This is a genomic window from Streptomyces sp. NPDC051664 (assembly GCF_044453545.1).
In the GTDB taxonomy this organism is placed as follows: Bacteria; Actinomycetota; Actinomycetes; order Streptomycetales; family Streptomycetaceae; genus Streptomyces.
In genome coordinates, this window is record NZ_JBITCU010000004.1 from 390574 (window position 1) to 409954 (window position 19381).

At 69.9% G+C, this 19381-nt stretch carries 16 protein-coding genes; 8 read left to right on the forward strand and 8 right to left on the reverse strand.

Translation table 11 applies throughout. From position 1 onward, the window contains the following. Window positions 1-10: 10 nt before the first annotated feature. Window positions 11-907, reverse strand: a complete 897-nt coding sequence (locus ACIA8E_RS10820; protein WP_399296605.1) for a carbohydrate kinase family protein — start codon at window positions 905-907, stop codon at window positions 11-13. Further along, window positions 904-1884, reverse strand: coding sequence for a pseudouridine-5'-phosphate glycosidase (locus tag ACIA8E_RS10825; RefSeq protein WP_399296607.1), 981 nt, complete (start codon window positions 1882-1884; stop codon window positions 904-906). The genes ACIA8E_RS10820 and ACIA8E_RS10825 overlap by 4 nt, the downstream gene beginning before the upstream one ends. 151 nt (window positions 1885-2035) lie before the next feature. Here ACIA8E_RS10825 and ACIA8E_RS10830 point away from each other — a divergent pair, with 151 nt between their 5' ends. After that, window positions 2036-2398: a cupin domain-containing protein gene (locus ACIA8E_RS10830; RefSeq protein ID WP_399296609.1), complete on the forward strand. Its 363-nt coding sequence runs from the start codon at window positions 2036-2038 to the stop codon at window positions 2396-2398. An 87-nt stretch (window positions 2399-2485) separates the two neighbouring features. On the opposite strand, the gene ACIA8E_RS10835 is transcribed toward ACIA8E_RS10830, so the two are convergent. The 3 genes from ACIA8E_RS10835 to ACIA8E_RS10845 all read right to left on the reverse strand — a co-directional run bounded on the left by ACIA8E_RS10835 (window position 2486) and on the right by ACIA8E_RS10845 (window position 5427). Beyond that, window positions 2486-3778, reverse strand: coding sequence for an MFS transporter (locus tag ACIA8E_RS10835; RefSeq protein ID WP_399296611.1), 1293 nt, complete (start codon window positions 3776-3778; stop codon window positions 2486-2488). Window positions 3779-3846: 68 nt separating this feature from the next. Next, a complete protein-coding gene (locus tag ACIA8E_RS10840; RefSeq protein ID WP_399296613.1) occupies window positions 3847-4413 on the reverse strand; it encodes a methylated-DNA--[protein]-cysteine S-methyltransferase in 567 nt (188 codons plus the stop codon). 57 nt (window positions 4414-4470) lie between these two features. After that, on the reverse strand, window positions 4471-5427 hold the full coding sequence (locus ACIA8E_RS10845) for a glycerophosphodiester phosphodiesterase (protein ID WP_399296615.1): 957 nt from the start codon (window positions 5425-5427) through the stop codon (window positions 4471-4473). Window positions 5428-5643: 216 nt separating this feature from the next. Here ACIA8E_RS10845 and ACIA8E_RS10850 point away from each other — a divergent pair, with 216 nt between their 5' ends. The 5 genes from ACIA8E_RS10850 to ACIA8E_RS10870 all read left to right on the forward strand — a co-directional run bounded on the left by ACIA8E_RS10850 (window position 5644) and on the right by ACIA8E_RS10870 (window position 12825). After that, a complete protein-coding gene (locus tag ACIA8E_RS10850; protein WP_399296617.1) occupies window positions 5644-6534 on the forward strand; it encodes an MHYT domain-containing protein in 891 nt (296 codons plus the stop codon). A 40-nt stretch (window positions 6535-6574) separates the two neighbouring features. Next, on the forward strand, window positions 6575-8695 hold the full coding sequence (gene uvrB / locus ACIA8E_RS10855; protein WP_399296619.1) for an excinuclease ABC subunit UvrB: 2121 nt from the start codon (window positions 6575-6577) through the stop codon (window positions 8693-8695). 129 nt (window positions 8696-8824) lie between these two features. Continuing rightward, window positions 8825-9403 (forward strand): TerD family protein, encoded by a 579-nt coding sequence (locus tag ACIA8E_RS10860; RefSeq protein ID WP_030919738.1) that lies wholly within the window; start codon window positions 8825-8827, stop codon window positions 9401-9403. A 190-nt stretch (window positions 9404-9593) separates the two neighbouring features. Further along, complete coding sequence (locus ACIA8E_RS10865; protein ID WP_399296621.1) at window positions 9594-11570, forward strand: TerD family protein; 1977 nt, start codon at window positions 9594-9596, stop codon at window positions 11568-11570. 253 nt (window positions 11571-11823) lie between these two features. Further along, window positions 11824-12825, forward strand: coding sequence for a TerC family protein (locus tag ACIA8E_RS10870; protein ID WP_399296624.1), 1002 nt, complete (start codon window positions 11824-11826; stop codon window positions 12823-12825). Window positions 12826-12874: 49 nt separating this feature from the next. Here the strand turns inward: ACIA8E_RS10870 and ACIA8E_RS10875 are convergent, their stop codons facing one another. Next, a complete protein-coding gene (locus tag ACIA8E_RS10875; RefSeq protein ID WP_399296626.1) occupies window positions 12875-13531 on the reverse strand; it encodes an MBL fold metallo-hydrolase in 657 nt (218 codons plus the stop codon). A gap of 10 nt (window positions 13532-13541) precedes the next feature. Further along, entirely contained in the window at window positions 13542-14231 is a 690-nt protein-coding gene (locus ACIA8E_RS10880; protein WP_399296628.1) for a maleylpyruvate isomerase family mycothiol-dependent enzyme, read from the reverse strand. Window positions 14232-14406: 175 nt separating this feature from the next. On the opposite strand from ACIA8E_RS10880, the gene uvrA reads away from it, so the two are divergent. Beyond that, window positions 14407-17430 carry an excinuclease ABC subunit UvrA gene (gene uvrA, locus ACIA8E_RS10885; RefSeq protein WP_399296631.1) on the forward strand — a complete coding sequence of 1008 codons (3024 nt, stop codon included), beginning with the start codon at window positions 14407-14409 and terminating at the stop codon, window positions 17428-17430. A 237-nt stretch (window positions 17431-17667) separates the two neighbouring features. Continuing rightward, window positions 17668-18093, forward strand: coding sequence for a Rieske 2Fe-2S domain-containing protein (locus ACIA8E_RS10890; RefSeq protein ID WP_399296634.1), 426 nt, complete (start codon window positions 17668-17670; stop codon window positions 18091-18093). Window positions 18094-18169: 76 nt separating this feature from the next. Here the strand turns inward: ACIA8E_RS10890 and ACIA8E_RS10895 are convergent, their stop codons facing one another. After that, window positions 18170-19096, reverse strand: a complete 927-nt coding sequence (locus ACIA8E_RS10895) for a hypothetical protein (protein ID WP_399296636.1) — start codon at window positions 19094-19096, stop codon at window positions 18170-18172. Window positions 19097-19381 lie beyond the last annotated feature (285 nt).

Consider the following 19381-nt stretch of genomic DNA (forward strand, 5'->3'; position numbering starts at 1 on the left):
GGCCTTGAGGTCACGTACCGGGGCGGCCGCCGACCGTCGTGACCGCCTCCGCCCCCGACCGGCAGCCCGCCGCCGCGGCCGTGGCATCGTCCGCCCCGGCCAGCCGCGCCGCAAGGAACGCTCCGGTGAAGGCGTCGCCCGCTCCCGTCGAGTCCACCGCTCCCCGCACCGGGACGGCCGGAACGCGCCCGGTCACCGTCCCTCCGGTGGCCAGCAGGGCTCCCTCCTCGCCCAGGGTGACGACGACTTTCGGAACCAGAAGGCTCAACTTGGCCGCGGCATCGGCTGTTCCGGGGAGGCCGGTGAGCAGCCGGGCCTCGTCCGCGTTCGGCAGCAGCAGCTCCGTCCCCTCCACGGCCGTCAGGAACGGGCCGACGCCGAGTTCGGCGAGGAAGCCCGCGGAGGCGGGGTCCACGCTCGCCGGGATGGAACGCCGCCGGGCCTCCCGCAGGGCGAGCAGGGCCGTGGCGCGACTGGTGGCGGCGAAGAGGAGGTAGCCGGAGACATGAAGATGCGCGATGCCGTCGAGCATCGAAGGCGACCAGTTGTCGGGGGACAGACGCAGCACGGCGCCGCTGTCGGTGAGGAAGGTGCGTTCGGCGGCGGAGTCGACGAGCGCGACGACGGTGGCGGTCGGCGCCTCGTCGTCCACGGCCAGCAGCGGACGTACCCCCGCCCGGCGCAGCACATCCTCGTGCCAGGCGGCGGAGTCGGCGCCCACCCGTGCCAGCAGCCGTACGTCCCGGCAGCCCGAACGCACCGCCCAGCAGGCGACATTGGCACCGGCCCCGCCCGGCAGCGTGCTGATCCGGGCCACCGTGTCCGTGCCGTGCACGAGAGGCCCGCCGTGCCGCGCCACCACATCCGTGACCACGTCCCCGACGACGAGAAGACCGCCGTCGGTCATCGGGCGGCCGCCGCCTTCGGGCCGGCTGTTCCGTGTCCCACGGCGGACCGGGCAACTGCGATCCGCGCAGCAAGGGATACGTTTCCACGCACGGCCGCCAGGTTGGCCTCCAGTGAGGCCCCTCCGGTGTGCTGCATCAGGTGGTCCAGCAGGAACGGCGTGACGGCCTGTCCCACGATGCCGCGCTCCCGGCACGCGTCCAGGGCCTGGGCCAGCACCCGGTCGTGCAGGGCGGGATCCAGCTGATCCTTCCGCGGCACGGGGTTGGCGACGATCAGCGCCGCGGCGGGCCCGCCCAGGGTCTCCCTGGCCCGCATCACCTCCACGACCTCCTCTGGCGTACGCACCGTCCAGTCGACGGGCTCGCCCGAACTGCTCAGATAGAAGCCGGGGAAGTGCTCCGTGCCGTAGCCGAGCACCCCGACCCCGAGTGTCTCCAGGCGCTGCAGTGTGGCCGGGACGTCCAGGATCGACTTCACGCCGGCGCACACCACCGTGATGTCGGTTCGGGCGAGCAGCCGGAGATCCGCGGACTCGTCCTGGGTCGCGGTCCAGTCCCGGTGTACGCCGCCGAGGCCGCCGGTCGCGAAGACGCGCAGGCCCGCGCGGGCCGCGAGGAACGCGGTCGCGGACACGGTCGTCGCCCCGCTCGCACCGGCCGCCAGCGCCGGTGCGAGGTCGCGGTGCCCGAGCTTCCGCATCGCCGGATCCTCGGCAACCCTTTCCAACTGGTCCTTGTCCAGGCCGATGTGGGCTCGTCCGTCCAGTACGGCGATGGTCGCGGGTACGGCGCCCGCGGATCGCACGAGCTCCTCCAGCTCTTCCGCGACCCGCCGATTCCGGGGGCGCGGCAGCCCGTGCGCGATGATCGTCGACTCCAGGGCCACGGCGGGGCGGTGCGCGGCGAGGGCTTCCTGTACCTCGGCGGAGAGGACCGGTACGTACGGGTGGGCGCTGTCCGGCGCATTCAGTGACATGTCCACATCCCTGTCGCGGCCGGGCTGCCCTCAAACGTGACCTGGGACCCGAACGGCCGCCGGACCGTGCGGCATCAGTCGGACGAGTCCGGCTCCCTCCGGCCGGTCCTGATCGCGAGACGTCCTGTGGCGGCCGCTAGGGTGACCGGCCATGACCACATTTGATCAAGCCTCCGCCTCCTTCGCCGTGCACATCCCCGACGCCGAGCTCGAACCGGAGCCGCTCGACCCCGGGCAGATCGTCTCGGGCGAGCCCGTGGTGACCGGCAAGGTGCTGTGGGAGTCGGCCGACGGCAAGCAGGTGCGGGGCATCTGGCAGATCACGCCGGGCGTGGTCACCGACACCGAGGCCGACGAACTGTTCGTGGTCGTCAGCGGGCGCGCGACCGTCGTGGTCGAGAACGGCGCGACACTGCAGATCGGTCCCGGTGACGCGTGCGTCCTGCGCGAGGGCGACCGTACGACCTGGACCGTGCACGAGACGCTGCGCAAGGCGTACCACATCAGCCTCTGAAGACCCGGGGTTTGTCCCTGGCCTGGCCAGGGACGTCTTGCCCTGCGGACCTCGTCCTGCGATGTCCGCCCGGCGGATCCTTCCCGGTCAGGCGGCGGCGGGCCGGGTCAGCGCGCGGCGCAGCGTCAGTGCCGCCATCGGCAGCAACAGGCACGCGCCGACCGCGTTCAGCCAGCCGTAGCCCGCCTGGGAGACGATCACCCCCGCGACCGCACCGCCGATGCCCGCCGCCGCGTTCATGGTCAGGTCCGACAGGCCCTGCACGGCGGCGCGGGCGGGCTGCGGTACGGAGTCGGTGAGGAGCGCCGAACCGGCGACCAGCCCCGCCGACCAGCCGAGACCGAGCACGAACAGGCCGGCGGCCGTCCGGCCGTGGCTGGGGCCCGCGGTGCCGGCCAGCAGCGCGGCGCACGACAGCAGCCCGGCCGCCAGTCCGATCACGGCGAGCCGTCCGAACCTGTCGGCGAGCCAGCCCATCACCGGCGAGAACGCGTACATGCCCGCGATATGACCGCTGATGACCAGGCCGATCAGCTCGAGGTCCGCGCCGTGGTGGCCCAGGTGGACCGGGGTCATCACCATGATCGAGACCATCGCGGTGTGCGACACGGCAACCGTCAGCAGCGCCAGCCGGGCCATCGGCGAGGCCCGCACCGCCGCCAGGCCCGCACGCAGCGAACGGCCGCCCGCGGAACGGCCGTCCTGCGGCGCCAGCGCACGTGCGGTGAGCAGCGGATCGGGCCGCAGCAGCACCCCGACCACCACGGCGGCGAGCAGGAAGATGGCCGCCGCCATGAGGAACGGTCCGGCCGTCTCGGATATGGCTGTGCCACGGAAGACATGGCCCGCCGGAGCCGCGATGTTGGGCCCGAGGACCGAACCGATCGTGGTGGCCCAGATGACGGTGGAGATCGCCCTTCCTCGACGGTCCGGCTCGGCCAGATCGGCGGCGGCGAACCGGGCCTGCAGATTGGCCGACGAACCGGCACCGAACCCGGCCATGCCGAGCAGCAGCAACGGGAAACTGCCCACGACGGTGGCCAGGACCACCAGGGCCGCGCCGAGTGCACCGATCAGATAGGCCAGTACGAGGCCGGGGCGCCGGCCCCGCGAGGTCATCAGTGCGGCCAGCGGCAGCGACAGCAGCGCCGTGCCGGTCACCGACGCCGTCGGGGCGAGACCGGACAGCGCATCCGAGCCGCTCACCTCCGTCGCCAGTACAGGGGCCAGGGCGATACCGATGGGCACGCCGAGCCCGCCGAGTATCTGGCTGGCGATGAGCACCGCCGACGTTCTGCGCCGCAGGGCGGGGAGTTCCGCCGCGGTGACGGGACAGCCGGGCCCGGCGGGGGTGTCAGGTGCGTCGAGGGCGTTGGTCACTGACAGAGTGTGCCAGCTCGCATGCAGGTGCGAAAACAGGTCGGGGGGGGCGGTCGTGGCGAGCGGCCTCAGAACAGCGGCTGCGGCAGGACCCCCTCCAGCGCCAGCAGCTGCCGCTTGGTCTCCAGGCCGCCGCCGAAGCCGCCGAGCCCCCCGTCGCTCTCCACCACCCGGTGGCACGGAACCACCACCGGCAGCGGGTTGGACCCCATGGCAGCCCCGACCGCCTGGGCGGCTCCCGGCTGCCCCACACGCCTGGCGAGATCCCCGTACCCGACGACCGTTCCGTACGGCACACCCGCCGCGAGCTCGCGGAGCACCTGACGGTTGAAGCCGGACGTCAGCGACCAGTCCAGCGGGAGGGAGAACTCCCGCAACGAACCCGTGAAGTACTCCGCGAGCTGGCGTATCGGCTCGGTGAGGCGGTTGGAGCCAGGTGTCTCCACGGGCTCCGCACCGAGCCGGGTCCGCAGCTGCCCGACCGCCCTGTCCTGCACCGCGGGGCCGGCGTGGAAGACGACGCTCACCAGCCCCGCGCCCGTCGCGGCCAGCAGCAGCGGCCCGATGTCGCTGCCGACGACGGCCCACTCGACCGTCCCACCGGTGCCACCGCCGGCATCCCCGTTGCTGTTCATGGAAACCACCGTACGGCCGGCTTCTGACAGCGGGGGAGGAGATGCTCCGGCCGGCCGTCAGTCGGTGGCCCTGCGCACCACGTCAGGGGTGTTGGTGATGATCCCGTCGACGTGGAATCCGTCCACCGTCCTGGCGGTGGCCGCGTCGTTGACCGTCCATGTGTTGACCCGGAGCTTCCTGCCGTGCGCGCCCTTCAGTGCGTGCGCGGCCGCGACATAGCTGGTGCTGATCGACGCGTACGACGGGTTGATCTGGTCGGTGAACGCCGCGTACGCCTTCAGATCGGCGACCGCGGGGGTGCCGAGGAAACCTGTGGTGACGTCGGGACGCTGCTGGTGCACCTTCTTGATGCTGCTCGCGCTGAAGCTCTGGATCACCAGCCGGTGCCTGACGTGACCGGGGTCCAGCCAGCCCTTCTGGCGCAGCACCCGCAGCGTCTCCTTCTCGATGCCCGGGTAGATCTGCGGGCTTTTGATCTCCAGCAGCAGGTTCTGGTCGTTGCGCTCGATCCGGTCCAGGTACTGCTTGAGCGTGGGGATCCGGGTCCCGGCGTACCGGGCGCCGAACCAGCTGCCCGCGTCCAGCCGGGCGATCTCCGCGGCCGTGAGGTCCTTGACCGCCCACGGTGCGCGCTTCGGGAAGACCTTCTCGACGTCGGTGGTCCGCTTCAGGTCGGGGTCGTGGATGACGACCAGCACTCCGTCCTTGGTGAGCTGGACGTCGTTCTCCACCCAGTCGAAGCCGAGGTGGTTGGCCCGGTCGACGGCGGCCAGGGTGTTCTCCGGCGCGTACGCCGATGCGCCCCGGTGGGCGAGGACGACCGGGACACCGGGTGTCGGAATGGCCCGCGTGTTCACTACGGTCCGGATGACTTTCTCCGTGCTTGTGTCCGTGCGCGTACCCGCAGCCGTGTCCGTTCCGGAGTCCGTGGTCTGCGAGTGGGGGATCAGCAGCAACGCGCCGGCGCCCAGCAGGGCGGCGACGAGGGAGGCGGTAGCGGTGCGTGCGTACACGTGTACTCCTTGCGTCAGAGTTCCGTCCGGGCCGAGGGTGACAGCCGCCCCCGAACGACGGACCGGCGAAGGATGGCCACCACATGAACGGAAGAGCCGAGACCGGGTCTCCGGCCGATTGAGCTGCCGATAAAATGCAGGTTCTTCTGTTTGTTTGCCGGGCAATGCGCCTTAAGGTCACCCCGAACCCGGGCTTCACTCGAAGGGCGTACGAGCATGCAGGGCACAATCGACGGCTTCAGCTATGGGATGGTGACGCCCGCTACGGCCTTCCTCATGGCGTGCCTCGGCGCGGCCCTGGGGTTGCGCTGCACGACGCGGTCGCTGCGGACCGAGCGTTCCTTCAAAGCCGGCTGGCTCGCTCTTGGGGCGACATCCATAGGCTCCGGCATCTGGACGATGCACTTCATCGCGATGACGGGATTCAGCGTCGATGAGGTGCCGATCGGGTACGACGTCCCGATCACCTTCGCCAGCCTGGCCGTCGCGATCGTCATGGTCGGCATCGGCATCTTCATCGTCGGGTACCAGGGCGCGACCTGGATGGCCATGGTCACCGGCGGCACCATCACCGGTCTCGGCGTGGCCACCATGCACTACCTCGGCATGGCAGGAATGCGCCTCCGGGGGCAGTTCGAGTACGACACGCTCACCGTCGCGCTCTCCGTCGTCATCGCCGTCGTCGCCGCGACGGTCGCACTCTGGGCGGCCGTCTCCATCCGCGGCTTCCTGCCCAGCCTCGGTGCCGGCGTGGTGATGGGCGTGGCCGTGAGCGGGATGCACTACACGGGCATGGCAGCGCTCAGTGTCCATCTGCACCACGCCGTCACCGGCGACGCGGCCGACAGCCCGCCGACCGCACCCCTGATCCCGCTGCTGATCGGCCCCGGCTGCTTCCTCCTGCTCGCCGCGGTGGTCGTGATGTTCGATCCCTTGATGGTGATGGGCGACCCGGACTGGAACGACCCGGCGGGACACGGCACCCATGGCATCGGCCGGGCCCCCGGCATCCCCGTCCAGCGGCAGCTCCCGCGGTTCGGCACCTACGCCGACCCGGCGTCCTTCCGGTCGCAGCGTCAGCACACCCCGCCGTCGCGGGACCGGTGACCGGACCCCGGTTGTCAGTGGGGGGTCGTACGGTGGTTCCATGCGGCCCGTTTCGAAGATCGAACGTTCGGTGGCGCCTTTCGAGGTCGTCAGTTCCTACCAGCCCAGCGGCGACCAGCCCGCGGCCATCGCCGAGCTGGAACGACGCATCCGGGCAGGTGAGAAGGATGTCGTGCTGCTCGGCGCGACCGGCACCGGGAAGTCGGCGACCACCGCCTGGATGATCGAGAAGCTCCAGCGCCCCACCCTGGTGATGGCGCCGAACAAGACCCTTGCGGCCCAGCTGGCGAACGAGTTCCGCGAACTGCTCCCCAACAACGCCGTCGAGTACTTCGTCTCGTACTACGACTACTACCAGCCCGAGGCGTACATCCCGCAGTCGGACACGTACATCGAGAAGGATTCGTCGATCAACGACGAGGTCGAGCGGCTGCGCCACTCCGCGACGAATTCGCTGCTCACCCGCCGTGACGTGGTCGTGGTCGCCTCGGTCTCCTGCATCTACGGCCTCGGTACGCCACAGGAGTACGTGGACCGCATGGTCCCGCTCAAGGTGGGCGACGAGATCGACCGCGACCAGCTGCTGCGCCGCTTCGTGGAGATCCAGTACACCCGCAACGACATCGCGTTCACCCGGGGCACCTTCCGGGTGCGCGGCGACACCATCGAGATCTTCCCGGTCTATGAGGAGCTCGCCGTCCGCATCGAGATGTTCGGCGACGAGATCGAGGCGCTCTCCACCCTCCATCCGCTCACCGGCGAGGTCATCAGCGAGGACAACGAGCTCTATGTCTTCCCCGCCAGCCACTACGTGGCGGGACCCGAGCGCATGGAGAAGGCGGTCAACGGGATCGAGCAGGAGCTGGAGCACCGCCTCGCCGAGCTGGAGAAGCAGGGCAAGCTGCTGGAGGCCCAGCGGCTGCGGATGCGCACCACGTACGACATCGAGATGATGCGCCAGATCGGCACCTGCTCCGGTATCGAGAACTACTCGATGCACATGGACGGCCGCGACCCCGGCACCGCCCCCAACACCCTCCTCGACTACTTCCCCGAGGACTTCATGCTCGTCATCGACGAGTCGCATGTCACCGTGCCGCAGATCGGTGCGATGTACGAGGGCGACGCCTCCCGCAAGCGCAGCCTCGTCGACCACGGCTTCCGGCTGCCGTCCGCCCTCGACAACCGCCCCCTGAGGTGGGAGGAGTTCGTGGAGCGGATCGGCCAGACCGTCTATCTCTCCGCCACCCCGGGCAAGTACGAGCTGTCCCGCGGCGACGGGTTCGTGGAGCAGATCATCCGCCCCACCGGCCTCGTCGACCCGGAGGTCGTCGTCAAGCCCACCGAGGGCCAGATCGACGACCTGGTGCACGAGATCCGCAAGCGCACCGAGAGGGACGAGCGGGTCCTGGTCACCACCCTCACCAAGAAGATGTCCGAGGACCTCACGGACTACTTCCTGGAGCTGGGTATCCAGGTCCGTTATCTGCACAGTGACGTCGACACGCTGCGCCGCATCGAGCTGCTGCGTGAACTGCGCGCCGGTGAGTACGACGTGCTGGTCGGGATCAACCTCCTGCGCGAGGGGCTCGACCTGCCCGAGGTGTCCCTGGTGGCCATCCTCGACGCCGACAAGCAGGGCTTCCTGCGCTCCGGGACGTCTCTCATCCAGACCATCGGCCGCGCGGCCCGCAATGTGTCGGGCCAGGTCCATATGTACGCCGACAAGATCACCCCGGCGATGGAGAAGGCCATCGACGAGACCAACCGCCGCCGGGAGAAGCAGATCGCGTACAACACCGAGCGCGGCATCGATCCGCAGCCGCTGCGCAAGAAGATCAACGACATCGTCGCGACGATCGCCCGCGAGGAGATCGACACCGAGGATCTGCTCGGCACCGGCTACCGCCAGACGAAGGGCGACAAGGCCCCGGTCCCCGCGCTCGGCGGCAAGGCGGGTAAGGCGGCCGGCGCCAAGAAGGCCGGCGCGGTGGTCACCGACCGGCCCGCGACCGAACTCGCCGGGATCATCGAGGAGATGACCGACCGGATGCGGGCAGCCGCCGCGGACCTGCAGTTCGAGGTGGCCGCCCGACTGCGCGACGAGGTCGGCGAGCTGAAGAAGGAGCTGCGCCAGATGCGCGAGGCAGGCCTGGCCTGACCCGTACCGGTGTGTGTTGCAGGACCGACACAAAAACGGTCCAAGGCTGCTGCGCCTTCGGCGTGACTGCGTAGGGTGCTGGGAAACCGCGCACGGACGGTTGCGGGGCAAGGGGAGAGGGGACAGCGCGTGACGGTCAACATGACCAAGGGTCAGGCCATCAGCTTGCAGAAGAGCGACGGGGGGACCCTGACCGCGGTACGGATGGGACTCGGCTGGCAGGCGGCGCCGCGCCGTGGTCTGTTCGGCTCGCGCACGCGGGAGATCGACCTGGACGCGTCGGCGGTGCTGTTCGCCGACAAGCAGCCGGTCGACGTGGTCTTCTTCCGCCACCTCGTCAGCGACGACGGGTCGGTCAAGCACACCGGCGACAACCTGGTCGGTGGTGCCGGTTCGGGCGGCGACGACGAGGCGATCCTCGTGGACCTGCAGCGGGTGCCGGTCCACATCGACCAGATCGTCTTCACGGTGAACTCCTTCACCGGCCAGACGTTCCAGGAGGTGCAGAACGCCTTCTGCCGCATCGTCGACGAGACCAACGGCCAGGAGCTTGCCCGCTACACGCTCGACGGCGGCGGTCAGTACACCGCCCAGATCATGGCCAAGGTGCACCGCGTCGGCGCCGGGTGGCAGATGACGGCCCTCGGTAACCCGGCCAACGGCCGAACGTTCCAGGACCTGATGCCGGCGATCCTGCCGCACCTGTAGGCACGGCCGGACCGATCGGGTCCGTATCGGTACGCGCAGCTCCCGGAGGCATCGGCCGCCGGGAGCTGCACCACATGCACCGAACCACGTGCACCGCCCACATGCACCGCACCACATGGCACGGCATCGCGCGGCGCGGCGGATCGTGGCAGCGGACCGCGCATCATCAACTCGTCGAGGGGACAGGGCAATGACGGCCGAACTGGTCCGGGGGCAGAACCACACCTTGCCCCAGACCCGTCTGGAGATCCGGGTATCGGCCGGCACACCCGTCGTGGCCGGTGCCACGCTCGGTGACGAGCGGGGCACCGTGCACGGCATCGAGTGGATCGCCCACCCGGGCTCGCCCCAACTGCCCGGACTCGAAGTGTCAAAGCAGGCCGCCGCCGACCACCGGCTGGCCGTGGACCTGGACGCCGTGCCTGCCGCGGTGCACCGCGTCACCGTGCTGCTGGCCCTGCCCATGGAGGCCGGCGGTCCGGTCAGATTCGGCACGGTCGCCGCGCCCTTCGTAGCCGTCACCGGCCTCGAAGGCACCGAGATCGCCACCTTCACCCTCACCGGCCTGGATGCCGAGTCCGCGGTCGCCGCCCTGGAGCTCTACCGTCGGCAGGGCGACTGGAAGGTCCGCGCGGTCGGCCAGGGATATGCGGGCGGCCTGGCCGCGATGCTCGCCGACCAGGGGGTGACCGGGGCGGCGGAGCTGGCCCGGTCGATCCACGAGGCGGTCGCCCGGGGCATGGCCCGTTCGGTGGCGCTGCCCCCGCCCCGCACCCCGGAGGGGGACCGGGTCCGCCACACCGCCGCGATCGGCGATCCGGCCCCGCCTGTCGCTCCGCCGACCGGCCCCGCGCCTTCCCGGCCCACAGCCGCCACGGGCCCCACCACGGACTCCACCGCGGGCGGCCCCACTGCGGGGCCGGGCGCGGGCCCCGCCACGGGTCCCATCAACTACGCGCACCCACGCCGCCAGGCGACTGCACCCCCGCCGCCCCCGCCCACCGCACCGCCCGCCGAACCTGGCCGGCCCGCGCAGCCCGTCGCCGGGGACGCGACCGGCTGGTCCATGGAGGAGCGCCTCTACAACCAGGTCTGGGGCATGTTCGAGGACCTGGCCCGCACCACCGCCGCGTACCGCAGCGCTGTCGACTTCGCCGAGTCCCGCATGGACCAGGAGCTCGACCGGGCGCTGTCCGATCCGCGCAACAGGATCGGCGGGGCGGGCGACCGGGCCCGCCAGGAGGCCCGCGCCAAGCGTGACCAGCTGACCGACCGGGCCCGTGAGGCGCTCGACCGCGATCTCGCGCAGCTCGCCGCCGAGTCCGCCGTCGTCGAACCCGCGCTCCCCGCCGCGTTCGCAGCCTGGGACAACCCCGTGTGGCATGCCTACCGCGTCCCCATGGAGATCCCCATGGCCCTGCGGATCGGCGACCTACATCTGCCCGAGAACCCCGACCTGCACATCCCCCTGCTCGTACGGCTGCCGCTCGAGCGCGGCATCTGGGTCGACAGTGGGCGCACGGCATCCGAGGCCGCGGCTCTGACCGATACGGACCGGCTCCGCCGCCTCGCCATGGACAACGCGGTCGCGCACGCAGCCCGGCTGCTCGCCGTCTACCCCGCGGGCGAGTTCTCCGTCCATGTCATCGACGCCGCGGGCTCGGCGGCGGCAGCCCTCGCGCCTTTGGTGAACTCCGGTGTGCTCGCCGGGCCGCCCGCTGCTGGTGCCGGGGGAGTGGCATCGGTCCTCGCCCGTCTCACCCGTCGGGTCGATCTGGCGCAGATGGCGATCCGGGCCGGCGCCGCCGACTCGCTCCCGCCGGACCTGGACACAGCCGAGCAGCTGCTGATCGTCAACGACTTCCCGCACGGCTTCGACGACCGGGCCGTCACCCAGTTGCGCTATCTGGCCGACGAGGGGCCCTCGGTCGGCGTCCATCTGCTGATGGTCGCGGACCGGGAGGACGCGAGTGCCTACGGGCCGGTGCTCGATCCGCTGTGGCGGTCCCTGCTGCGGATCACCCCGGTCGCCGACGATCACCTGGCCGATCCCTGGGTCGGCCATGCCTGGACGTACGAGCCGTTGAGGACGCCGGCCGGCAGCCGGGTGCTGGAGCAGGTCCTCGCCCAGGTTGCCGCTGCCCGGCGCACCGGCCGACGACCATAGGGCAACGGCCTCTCAGGTAACCCCTGACCTGGTCTTTTGGGTGATCTTTACCCTGTGCTTTACCTTTTCTTGGTATTTCCTGTACTGTCCTTTGGACGGAGGGGAGTATTCCCATACGCGGCGTGCCCGTCAGTACGGACTGTGACCGGTCCCGGGGCGTCGGCCCGTGGTGCGCATCCCGTGCGCCCGGGTGGAAGAGACCTCCGGCAGCGACGACGCTGATCAGTAGCCGTAGCGAACTGCCGGAGGCGCAGTGGACGTTTCAGGAACCCTCTGGGTGCTGACCATTCTTGGTCTGTCAGCCCTTATTGCCATCGACTTCTTCATCGGGCGCAAGCCACATGACGTGACGACGAAGGAAGCCGGAATCTGGACGATCGTCTGGATCGCGCTGGCCGCCCTCTTCGGGCTCGGCCTGCTGGTCTTCGGCGAGACCCAGGCGTCGGGCGAGTTCTTCGCCGGCTTCATCACCGAGAAGTCGCTCAGCGTCGACAACCTCTTCGTGTTCGTCCTGATCATGGCCAAGTTCTCGGTGCCCTCCCACCTCCAGCAGCGCGTGCTGCTCGTCGGTGTGCTGATCGCCCTGGTGCTGCGAGCGATCTTCATCGCCGCGGGCGCCGCGGTCATCGCCAACTTCTCGTGGGTCTTCTACATCTTCGGCGCGTTCCTGATCTACACCGCCTGGAAGCTCATCCAGGAGGCGCGGGCCGACGAGGAGGAGGACGAGTTCGAGGAGAACCGTCTGCTCAAGTCGATCGAGCGCCGCTTCGGTGTCGCCGACAGGTACCACGGCACCAAGCTCTTCATCAGGAACAACGGCAAGCGCGTCCTGACCCCGCTGATGGTCGTCATGCTCGCCATCGGCACCACCGATGTGCTGTTCGCGCTGGACTCGATCCCCGCGATCTTCGGCCTGACCCAGGACCCGTACATCGTCTTCACCGCCAACGCCTTCGCGCTGATGGGACTGCGGCAGCTGTACTTCCTGATCGGCGGTCTGCTGAAGAAGCTGGTGCACCTCAGCTACGGGCTCTCGGTCATCCTCGGCTTCATCGGCGTCAAGCTGGTGCTGCACGCCCTGCACGAGTCCGGGGTGCATGTCCCCGAGATCTCGATCCCCGTCTCGCTCGGCTTCATCTGCGCGGTGCTGGTGATCACCACGATCACCAGCCTCATCGCCAACAAGAAACAGGAGGCGGCCGAGGCCGCGGAGGCCGACCGGGCGGCGGAGAAGAGTTCCAGCATCGACGCCTGATCCGGGACGGGGGCAACAGGGGCGGGTGGCAGAGCCGCCCGCCCTTCCCTCACCAGCCGCGTTTGTGCCACTCGGGCAACTGCGGACGCTCGTCACCGAGCGTCGTGTCGTGGCCGTGCCCCGGATAGACCCAGGTCTCGTCGGGCAGCTGGTCGAAGAGCTTGGTCTCCACGTCGTGGAGCAGGCTCGCGAACGCCTCGGGGTCCTTGTGCGTATTGCCGACCCCGCCGGGGAAGAGGCAGTCCCCGGTGAACAGGTGCGGAGCGCCGTGCGGATCGTCGTAGACGAGCGCGATGGAGCCCGGGGTGTGGCCGACCAGATGGCGGGCGGTCAGCGTGACCTGCCCCACCCGGACCGTGCCGTTGTCGTCGACGAGGACATCGGTCGGGACCGGGATGCCCTCGGCGTCGTACCGCCCGGCGTAGGTGCGCGCACCGGTGGCCGCCACCACCTCGGCCAGCGCCTGCCAGTGGTCGCCGTGCTGATGGGTGGTGACGACGGACGCGATGGAGTCGTCACCGATCAGCCGTAGCAGGGTTCCGGCCTCGTTGGCCGCGTCGATCAGGAGCTGCTCGCCGGTGGCCCGGCAGCGCAGCAGATAGGCGTTGTTGTTCATCGGGCCGACGGCGACCTTGGAGATCATCAGATCCGTCAACTCGTGTACATCCGCACGTCCGCCGACCTTGACCGCTCCGCTGTACGTCATACGCCTCAGCCTATAGCGGGGGCAGTTCGGGGAGGTGGCCACCGTCCACGGTGAGTGCGGACCCGTCGCGGCGCCCGGAGAGCCAGCCCAGCAGCTCCGGCGCCGTGCCACGGACCACGACAGGGCTGCCTTCCGCGCCGCCGCCCGTGGTCCAGAACCTGCCGTCGTCGGCGGCCACGCCCGTGGACACGACCTCCGGGTGCCGGCCGAACCGCTCCGCGAGGAAGTCGATCTCGCGGACCACGAACTCGTCCGGCAGGTCCTCCAGCTCGTAGCCGATGCCCAGGTCGACATGGTGCAGCTCGACCTCGATCCAGCGGCGGAAGGGGACGCGGGACGCCGAGTCCGTCACGCCGTTACGCATCGTGATCGTGCGCGACCAGTCCGCCGGCTCAGCGGCCACGGCCAGGAAGCGGGCCGCGCTCTCGCGCACATCGGCCAGCTGTTCGGCGAGCGGCCGGGGTGCGTCACGCTCGATGTCACGGTCGCGGGTTTCGCTGTCTGCGTACATCGGGCGGCTCTGGAGAACATTTACGAGCGCGTCGGCGTTACGAGATAGGTGCGCAAGAACATGGCCCCGGCTCCAGCCGGGCAGCCGCGACGGCTCGGCGACTGTGATGTTGTCCAATTTGCCCGTTGCGCTGCGGAGCCGATCGGTCGCTTCACGTACGGCTTCCAGGTCGTGCGCATGATCAATCATGTGGCCGAGCCTAGCGTCGCCACTCATTCGGGTGAAGGAGATATCGGCCGTCCGTAAATCGAATGCGCGTGCTATACGCTCGGACTCGAAAGCTTCGTACATCGCTGTGGCGCCCCCCATACCCTGGGACGGGGGCTCAGTTCCCCCACTTCTCTCTAGAAAGGTGCGGACCGGCGTGGTCGACCGTCTCATCGTCCGTGGCGCTCGCGAGCACAACCTCAAGAACGTCTCGCTCGACCTCCCCCGCGACTCCCTCATCGTCTTCACCGGGCTCTCCGGGTCGGGCAAGTCATCGCTGGCGTTCGACACGATCTTCGCCGAGGGCCAGCGGCGATATGTGGAGTCGCTCTCCTCGTACGCCAGGCAGTTCCTCGGTCAGATGGACAAGCCGGACGTCGATTTCATCGAGGGCCTGTCGCCCGCCGTCTCCATCGACCAGAAGTCGACGTCGCGCAACCCGCGCTCGACGGTCGGCACGATCACCGAGGTCTACGACTACCTCCGGCTGCTCTTCGCCCGGATCGGCAAGCCGCACTGTCCCGAGTGCGGCCGGCCGATCTCCCGCCAGTCGCCGCAGGCCATCGTCGACAAGGTGCTCGCCCTGCCCGAGGGCAGCCGCTTCCAGGTGCTGTCGCCGCTGGTGCGCGAGCGCAAGGGGGAGTTCGTCGACCTCTTCTCCGATCTGCAGACCAAGGGCTACAGCAGGGCCCGGGTCGACGGCGAGACCATCCACCTCGCCGAGCCGCCCAAGCTCAAGAAGCAGGAGAAGCACACCATCGAGGTGGTCATCGACCGCCTCACGGTGAAGGACAGTGCCAAGCGCCGGCTGACCGACTCGGTCGAGACCGCGCTCGGTCTCTCCGGCGGCATGGTCGTGCTCGACTTCGTCGACCTCCCCGAGGACGACCCCGAGCGTGAGCGGATGTACTCCGAGCACCTCTACTGCCCCTACGACGACCTCTCCTTCGAGGAGCTGGAGCCGCGCTCCTTCTCCTTCAACTCGCCCTTCGGTGCCTGTCCCGACTGCACGGGTATCGGTACGCGGATGGAGGTCGACCCGGAGCTGATCGTCCCCGACGAGGAGAAGTCCCTCGACGAGGGCGCGATCCACCCCTGGTCGCACGGCCACACCAAGGAGTACTTCGGTCGGCTGATCGGCGCCCTCGCCGACGCCCTCGGATTCCGTACGGACATTCCGTGGGCGGGACTGCCGCAGCGCGCGAAGAAGGCCCTGCTGCACGGCCACAAGATCCAGACCGAGGTCCGCTACCGCAACCGCTACGGGCGCGAGCGCGCCTACACCACCCCGGCCTTCGAGGGTGCCGTGCAGTTCGTCAAGCGGCGGCACTCCGAGGCCGAGAGCGACTCCAGCCGGGAGCGCTTCGAGGGTTATATGCGCGAGGTGCCCTGCCCGACCTGTGAGGGCACGAGGCTGAAGCCGATCGTCCTCGCGGTGACGGTGATGGAGAAGTCCATTGCCCAGGTCTCCGCGATGTCGATCAGCGAGTGCGCCGAATTCCTCGGCCGGCTGAAGCTGAACGCCCGCGACAAGAAGATCGCCGAGCGGGTGCTGAAGGAGGTCAACGAGCGGCTGAGGTTCCTGGTCGACGTCGGCCTCGACTACCTCTCGCTCAACCGCGCGGCAGGCACCTTGTCGGGCGGCGAGGCGCAGCGCATCCGGCTCGCCACCCAGATCGGCTCCGGCCTCGTCGGCGTGCTGTACGTGCTGGACGAGCCGTCCATCGGACTGCACCAGCGGGACAACCACCGGCTGATCGAGACCTTGGTCCGCCTCCGTGACATGGGCAACACGCTCATCGTCGTCGAGCACGACGAGGACACCATCAAGGTCGCCGACTGGGTCGTCGACATCGGCCCCGGCGCCGGTGAGCACGGCGGCAAGGTGGTCCACTCGGGATCGCTCAAGGAACTGCTGGCCAACGACGAGTCGATCACCGGCCACTATCTCGTCGGCAAGAAGTCCATTCCGATGCCCGACATCCGGCGCCCGGCCGACCCGACCCGTCGGCTCACGGTGCGCGGAGCCCGGGAGAACAACCTCCAGGACATCGACGTCTCGTTCCCGCTCGGCGTACTCACGGCGGTCACCGGTGTCTCGGGCTCGGGTAAGTCGACGCTGGTCAACGACATCCTCTACACCCATCTGGCGCGCGAGCTGAACGGCGCCAAGTCGGTCCCCGGCCGGCACACCCGGGTCGACGGCGACGACCTGGTCGACAAGGTGGTGCACGTAGACCAGTCGCCGATCGGCCGGACGCCCCGGTCCAACCCGGCGACGTACACCGGCGTCTTCGATCATGTCCGCAAGCTGTTCGCCGAGACGATGGAGGCGAAGGTGCGCGGTTATCTGCCGGGCCGCTTCTCCTTCAACGTCAAGGGCGGCCGCTGCGAGAACTGCTCCGGCGACGGCACGATCAAGATCGAGATGAACTTCCTGCCGGACGTGTACGTCCCGTGCGAGGTGTGCCACGGGGCGCGGTACAACCGGGAGACCCTGGAGGTCCACTACAAGGGCAAGTCCATCGCCGAGGTGCTGGACATGCCGATCGAGGAGGGCCTGGACTTCTTCGAGGCCGTCCCGACGATCGCCCGCCACCTCCGGACGCTCCACGAGGTGGGCCTCGGATACGTCAGGCTCGGCCAGTCCGCGCCGACGCTCTCCGGCGGTGAGGCACAGCGTGTGAAGCTCGCGAGCGAGCTGCAGAAGCGCTCCACCGGCCGCACGGTCTACGTCCTGGACGAGCCGACCACCGGACTGCACTTCGAGGACATCAGCAAGCTCATCAAGGTGCTGTCCGGGTTGGTCGACAAGGGCAACTCGGTGATCGTCATCGAGCACAACCTCGATGTCATCAAGACCGCGGACTGGGTCATCGACATGGGCCCGGAGGGTGGCAACGGCGGTGGTCTGGTCGTCGCCGAGGGCACGCCGGAGCAGGTCGCCATGGTCCCGGCGAGCCACACCGGCAAGTTCCTGCAAGGCGTCCTGGACCCGGTCCGGGTGAGCGAGGCGGCAGTGCCGGCGGCGCGCAAGCCGGTACGGAAGGCGGCGGCCAAGACGGTGGCCGCCAAGTCGTCCCCGGTGAGGAAGACGGCGACGGCGAAGACGGCTTCGGCCACGGCGGCTGCGGCGAAGAAGCCCGCAGCGAAGAAGCCGACCCGTACGCGCAAGGCCTGACCTGCGCCGTGTCGAGAGGGCGGTTCCCGGACGGGAGCCGCCCTCTCGCGTGGGGCTGTGACCAGGTGCGATCGTCCAGGACCGGCCCGGCCGCAAGGTTGTCCTTCTCCGCCGGTATCGTCACTTCTGTCACCGATGCCCGTGGTGCCCCTGGTATCCCCGGAGTCTCCTGGTACCCCGGTACCCGGCGCTTCCCTGACGCCCCCCGCCCTACCCCTCACACCCCGTGGAGTCCGCATGCCCGGCCAGCCCGCCCGCCGTACCGTGCTGAAGGGTGCCGCTCTCGCCGGTGTCGCCGGGCTGGGAGTGGCCGCCTGTTCGACCGAGTCGAAGCTCGGGCACGCCGAGACGCCCACGCCCACCGCCCCCGTCGAGCTCGGCGCCGCGGACGAGGTGCCGGTCGGCGGATCCAAGCTCTACCGCGAGCAGCGAGTCGTCGTCAGCTGCCCGGCCAAGGGCCAGTACAAGGCGTTCAGCGCCCAGTGCACCCACGCGGGCTGTCTGCTGGACAAGGTCGAGAAGAACGAGGGGAACTGTCCCTGCCACGGCAGCCGCTTCGACACGACGACCGGCGAGGCGGTGCACGGCCCGGCGACCGTGCCGCTGCCCTCCGTCCCGGTCAGGGTCGAGAGCGGAAAGCTGATAGCCGGTCCTGACGCCTGACGCCTGACGCCTGACGCCTGACGCCGGGCGCCTGACGCCTCACGCCGGGCGCCGGGCGCACGGGGACCAGCGGTCGTCACTCCCAGTCCCAGTCGATGCCGACCAGGCCGGGCCGCACCCCCTGCTCCACCAGGTGTACGGTCCGATGCCGGCCGGTGAGTGTGAGGTCCGTACGGCCACCGCGGGGAGCCCCCACCGAAGCCTGGGCGAACCGCCGGCACCGTACCGGCAGCGCGTCCTCGTCGAAGTGCACCTGCAGCACGTACTGTCCGCCGCCGAAGCTGAAGCCGCGCACGTACTCGCCGCACGGCCCGCCCGTACCGTCGTCGAACCCATAGCCGAAGAGGTACGTCTCACCTGCCCGCAGCCGGGTGTCGAAGAGCAGCTCGGCGACGAGCACCCCCGCCTCCCGGTCCCAGCGGACCCGGCCCGTCCGGCAGTTCTCCCGGGCCGCCACCTCGACCCGCGCGGGGTCGCAGCCCGGATCGCCGCGGTACACGGCGAGATAGCGGTCGATCCCGTCGCGGTGCGCGCGCACGACATGCTGCGAGTCCCGGTGCCGCAGCTCCCGGCCGGACCCGATCCGTACCCGCTCCTGGTGCCCCACCGTGTGCAGCCCGCCGTCGGCCGGTGACTCCAGCGTGTCGATCAGCCGCTCCACCGCGCCGGACGCCTCCATCAGGGAGCGGTACGAACGACCGGCCGGGCGCTCGGCGTCCGCGCGGGCATCCCCGGCGCCGAGCAGCCGGAGCAGCGAGTTCCCCGGCAGTTCCAGCACCTCCTCCAACGCTTTCACCGCCCGCAGGGACTCGGCGCGCTGCGGGCGCCGGGCTCCCTGCTGCCAGTAACTCAGGCTGGTCACTCCGACCTTGACCCCGCGGTGCGCGAGATGGTGCTGCACCCGCTGGAGCGGCAGCCCACGCACCGAGAAGGCGGTGCGCAGCGCCAGATGGAACGGTCCGGTGTGCAGCACCTGCGCCAGTTCGGCCTCGGTGCGTTGCATGACGTGCCTCCAGTGAACGTTCACGGCACGGGGCGGGGAGACCGCGCCGGTGGGAGCCGGACGGCAGGTGGCCGGGGGCGGACCGTTCACGCATGCCGCCACACCGTTCACACCGCGCTGTTCCCCCGCATTGAAGCGTGTTGACCCGTTCCCGACAACGGTTGATGCTCCTTGAACAGTGACGGCGCCCGCTGGCCCCGCGCTCCGGGGCGCGCTCCCCCACCCCGTACCCCGGAGCACGGCATCCCTCCGGAGGACACCGCACTGTCACCGCCCGCAAGTAGG